This is a genomic window from uncultured Ruminococcus sp. (genome assembly GCF_946415235.1).
In the GTDB taxonomy this organism is placed as follows: Bacteria; Bacillota; Clostridia; order Oscillospirales; family Ruminococcaceae; genus Ruminococcus.
This window is the reverse complement of the sequence record NZ_CAMKRR010000156.1, coordinates 1-4,516: the sequence shown is the minus strand read 5'-3', so window position 1 is coordinate 4,516 and position 4,516 is coordinate 1. Positions and strand designations below refer to the sequence as shown.

6 protein-coding genes are annotated in these 4,516 nt (G+C 40.8%); 2 read left to right on the top strand and 4 right to left on the bottom strand.

All coding sequences use genetic code 11. The features are described from left to right. Positions 1 to 134: SDR family oxidoreductase (locus Q0R37_RS15220; RefSeq protein ID WP_294755438.1), on the top strand; the 134-nt coding region annotated here is incomplete at its 5' end. A gap of 34 nt (positions 135 to 168) precedes the next feature. Here the strand turns inward: Q0R37_RS15220 and Q0R37_RS15215 are convergent. Further along, entirely contained in the window at positions 169 to 825 is a 657-nt protein-coding gene (locus Q0R37_RS15215; RefSeq protein WP_294755437.1) for an ATP-grasp domain-containing protein, read from the bottom strand. A 204-nt stretch (positions 826 to 1,029) separates the two neighbouring features. Beyond that, positions 1,030 to 2,163 carry an XRE family transcriptional regulator gene (locus Q0R37_RS15210; protein ID WP_294755436.1) on the bottom strand — a complete coding sequence of 378 codons (1,134 nt, stop codon included), beginning with the start codon at positions 2,161 to 2,163 and terminating at the stop codon, positions 1,030 to 1,032. Positions 2,164 to 2,440: 277 nt separating this feature from the next. On the opposite strand from Q0R37_RS15210, the gene Q0R37_RS15205 reads away from it, so the two are divergent. Next, positions 2,441 to 3,634, top strand: coding sequence for an ATP-binding protein (locus Q0R37_RS15205; RefSeq protein ID WP_294755434.1), 1,194 nt, complete (start codon positions 2,441 to 2,443; stop codon positions 3,632 to 3,634). A gap of 49 nt (positions 3,635 to 3,683) precedes the next feature. Here the strand turns inward: Q0R37_RS15205 and Q0R37_RS15200 are convergent, their stop codons facing one another. Then, a complete protein-coding gene (locus Q0R37_RS15200; RefSeq protein ID WP_294755432.1) occupies positions 3,684 to 4,031 on the bottom strand; it encodes a hypothetical protein in 348 nt (115 codons plus the stop codon). A gap of 266 nt (positions 4,032 to 4,297) precedes the next feature. Next, positions 4,298 to 4,516, bottom strand: a 219-nt coding sequence (locus Q0R37_RS15195; RefSeq protein WP_294755430.1) for a His/Gly/Thr/Pro-type tRNA ligase C-terminal domain-containing protein, incomplete at its 5' end; no start/stop codon positions are given.

Genomic DNA, 4,516 nt, shown 5'->3' with positions numbered 1-4,516 from the left:
TGGATATCGCAAATATGGTGATGTTCCTCTGCTCCGACAAGGCAGGCTTCATCACAGGCGAGAATATCTGTATCGACGGCGGTATGACCAAGCTGATGATATATCACGGAGATAATGGGTGGGAACTAAAATGATAAAAAGACCGCAGTTGATTCTGCGGCCTTTCATTTATCTTATATCAAAAGCACATTCGTCCTCTGTTCCAGTCAGTTCAGCCCAGCGGGCGGATAACAGCTTTGCATACAGCAACGGATCAAGTCCATAACTGCCAAGTGAGTATCCGTCGTTCACTTCAACGATTATAGTATCTCCTTCTGATGTAAGTCCCAAATCGAGTGAATATGCTGCGGGTGCATCAGAGTACGACGAAATCATTTCCTTGACTTTTTGAAACGAATAAATCCTGCCAAGTTCGCCTTTGTAACGCCGAATATCCAATATTTCACCGTATCTTACAAAGCAGCGCCACTCAGTAATGATATTCCTGATTTCGCTGCAATAAACAGGAATACTTTCTTCAGGTGAAAAGCGTCCTGCAATATCGGTTTCACTATTGCAAATAAAACCTGTAAACAGTTTCCCTTGTTTAGGCTTTACGAATAACGGAAAGTTATTATTCTCGGCAAGAAATGTATCGGATGTACTTCCCCATATCTTTCGACCGTAAAATTCAGAAAGACTTTCCGGATAGTCAATATCGTTCACTGTTATTCCTTTATTTTCAAGGAACTGTTTTACTCTGCCTACTCCGCCGACTACAATATCGGTAATTTCTGCATTTATTAAATCTTCTTTATCAGTGAAAAGAGTAGTTTCAATTCCCATTTGCTGAAAGCCGAGCATAGCTGAAAAAGTGTTCATATTGTACGGCAGACTGTTATTTCCGCATTGAATATATACTTTCACATTATCACTTCCTGTCATTTTTTCTCATTATAGCACACGAAAGAAGATTTTGCAATAAAAAAAGCATTAGCCGCAGGGTAATTCCTGCGGCTATTATACTTATAAACGATTTGGATAGTTTGTTTATTTCAGCAATTCCTTTGCTCGCTTGTGAATCTGCTCCTCTATTAGCTTTAGGCGCTTGCTGCCGAGATTATACCTTGAATGGCGCTTAAAGCGAAAATCAAGCAGTCTGCGAAGTCCTTCTCTGTGCCTGTTGCTGAGTACCTTTTTAGCAGTACCGATGAAGTCATCATACACGCACGGTACGAGTGTATCCGCATAATCGCTGAGTGCCTTATCGGAGACAAGATCGTCCCTGCCTGCAAGATTGAACAGGGAGTTGCCGTGGTCGAACAGCGGCGCAGGAGCAGCTACCTTGTTTGTGCAGTTATCCACCAGAAATCCGAAGTTTCCGAAATGTCTGTCAACGTTGCATATTATCGCATCAAGTACCAGCATATCGTTAAGGGCGGCAATAAATTCATCGCCCAGTGCTGCATAGTATTCGCGAACCGCTTTCATTCCGCCTTTGCTGACAAGTCTGCCTATCGGCATAAAGGAGTAGTCTTTGCTTGTGAACAGTTCGCAGGTGGAGCAGAGCTCTCCCTGCCATTTTGACAGTCCGTAGGAGATAGCGTTGATACCAAGAGCATCTGCTATCTGAGCGGCATAGAATTCTGAATACGGCTCGTTTTCCGTATTGGAAGCTCCGCTCGTTCCGCCCTTGTAAAGTTGTATAATACCATTTTCTCTGCGCCAGCACTTAGGCAGCATACCATTTGTTGTGAACTCGGGGCATGATGCAAGAGATGTTCTCACAGAGCTGCCATAGCCAGTGAATGCAATAAGTCCCAGCACTCGGCTGAATCTGTTCTCGTACAGGTTGTACTGTGAGAAGCTGCCTTCAAAGCCTTCCTCAACTACCCAGTAGCAGTCGTTTAGTGACAGTCCCTTTGATACACTGAGTATGCTCATAGGGCGGTTGAGATTTAATCCGCATTTGCTTAGAAAACTGTGAACGTATGCACGATTCTTCGGTATAATCCTGTGTCTCAGCCAACGTGAAACGCTGTCGCCGTCAATAGTCATATCAAGAGGCAGTAACGCCTTTTGGTCTTCATTTACCCAGAGAATGTCTATCTCGGGTGAGCTTGTATCTTCTGTGGCTGTGAAGCGCATCAGCGAAGTATCAAAGTGTCTCAGTTCGTAAGTCATGGCTCTGCCTCCTTTCGTTTAGTGTAGTTATTATACCACAACAGAGCGATTTAATCAAGAGGTTTGTTAAAACAATTTTACGCTATATCTTCAATAGCTTCGACTATTCTTGCTTTGGATAACTCTCTGCATTTTAACAAGATTAGAAACAGAGTTCCATCTCTGCGAGTTTACAATCAGAGATGGAATTATACTTCCAACTGTTGACTTTTTAAAACAAATATGGTATAATAATTCCAGAAAATCATATACTAAATGGCGGAAGGAGTTGATTACTATGATAGATCGCCCTGAATATCTCCGATTTCTGAACGATTGGAAGGATAAACAAATAATAAAAGTTATTACCGGCATCAGAAGATGCGGAAAATCAACGCTATTTGAGCTTTTCTTGGAACAGCTCAGAAAACAAGGCGTCAGCGACGACCAGATAATATCTTTAAATTTTGAAGAAGCTGAGAATGAAGAACTCCACGACTGGCATAAAATGTACAGCTATATAACGGCTCGTATGCTCCCTGATAAAACAAATTATATCTTTCTGGACGAGATACAGTGCGTGACAGATTATCAGAAAGCTGTTGACAGCCTGTTCGTAAAAAAGAACACGGACGTTTATATAACAGGCTCAAACGCCTATTTTATGTCAGGCGAGCTTGCAACGCTGTTATCAGGCAGATATGTTGAACTAAAAATGCTGCCTCTGTCCTTCAAGGAGTACGCAAGTGCGTTTGAGGGTATGAGCAAAGAGGAGCTTTACAGGAATTACGTTTATAACAGCTCCTTCCCTTATACAACTGAACTCAATGACAGGCGGAACATAAGAACATATCTTGATGGCTTATATAATACTATTGTTTTGAACGATATTGTCACCAGAAAGAAAATACAGGATCCACTTATGCTGAAAAGCGTTATAAAATATCTGTTCGATAATATTGGAAGTCCCTGTTCTTCAAAGAAGATAGCTGATTCAATGACAAGTGCAGGAAGAAAAATATCCAATCATACTGTAGAGAACTACCTTGAAGGTCTTACCGATAGCCTCCTTATGTACCGTGTCGGAAGATATGACATAAAAGGGAAAGAATATCTGAAACTGCTTGATAAATACTACGCTGCTGATGTCGGTCTCAGATATTACCTACTTGGTACTAATAATGCGGATAACGGGCATATCCTTGAAAATGTGGTATATCTGGAGCTTATTCGCAGAGGTTATGAAGTATATGTCGGAAAAAACGGCAATACGGAAGTTGATTTCGTAGCTGTTGACTATGATGGAAATACCGAGTATTATCAGGTATCATGGACTGTTCGTGATGAAAATACTCTTGAACGAGAACTCTCACCGCTGCAAAACATCAATGACCATAATACAAAGATACTTCTGACTATGGATAACGATCCACCTATATCATATAATGGAATCAAACAGAAATATGTTCTGGATTGGTTACTTGATAAATAATCTGAAAAAGGAGTTGGCACACCCAACTCCTTTTTAGCTTCTGGCAATTCTAATTCGTGGCTATTGTTAACATCACATATGTGTTGACTGAAAATGTTTTGTTTTTAGTGAATATACTGACAAAATCAAACTTTTTTATGGATGCTTTTATTTTTTTTAAGGAAACTTCCGTTTCTTTGCAGCTTGTGAGCCATTTCCAAATATTAATTAATGATTCATTAGTTCCATCAAGTGGAATTTGTATTTTCGACGTTGTCTCAATATATTCGGAAAGCGTAATGAGACGTTTGGAGATATTTGAGATGTACCATTGGAAAAAGCGTTCTGCTTCTTTAGGAGACATCAAGTCGAATTCTGGAATCTCAAATGGTGGAATATCTATTGTGTATTTTTCCATATCAATCACCAGAATCTATGAATTTTTACTTTTATATTGCTGAATAGGGGGGAATACCATATCTTTGATAATTTTGCAAAGCTCGTTCATAAATGTTCCCTCCGTTCATTTTTTTATGTAAGGGCGAACATTGTTCGCCCGTAAACTCAATTTAATTCCCGACACGGGGCGCACAGCAGGGGGCGATGCCCACATCGCCCCGCATTAATTTCATTTTAAGGCAGGGGCTGCCAAAGGCAGCCCCTACAATAATTCCGAATTAGTTTTTACAGTGTGTCGATGATATCGAGTGAGTGCTCCTCGTTCATTGTACGGCACATTTCGATGAACTTGTCGAGAGGTACGTTCTTAAGCTGCTTGTTTCCTCTGATATTGATGGAAACCTGCTCGTTCTCAGCCTCGCTGTCGCCGATGATAACAACATACGGATCCTTGTAGTCCTTGAATCTTCTGATCTTGTTTTTCATGTTGTCGTCGGTGTAGTC

What these genes read in the sequence shown, in the direction of transcription:
- Q0R37_RS15215 (WP_294755437.1), bottom strand. Translation starts at nt 825, where the DNA reads ATGGGAATTGAAACTACTCTTTTCACTGATAAAGAAGATTTAATAAAT.
- Q0R37_RS15210 (WP_294755436.1), bottom strand. Translation starts at nt 2,163, where the DNA reads ATGACTTACGAACTGAGACACTTTGATACTTCGCTGATGCGCTTCACA.
- Q0R37_RS15205 (WP_294755434.1), top strand. Translation starts at nt 2,441, where the DNA reads ATGATAGATCGCCCTGAATATCTCCGATTTCTGAACGATTGGAAGGAT.
- Q0R37_RS15200 (WP_294755432.1), bottom strand. Translation starts at nt 4,031, where the DNA reads ATGGAAAAATACACAATAGATATTCCACCATTTGAGATTCCAGAATTC.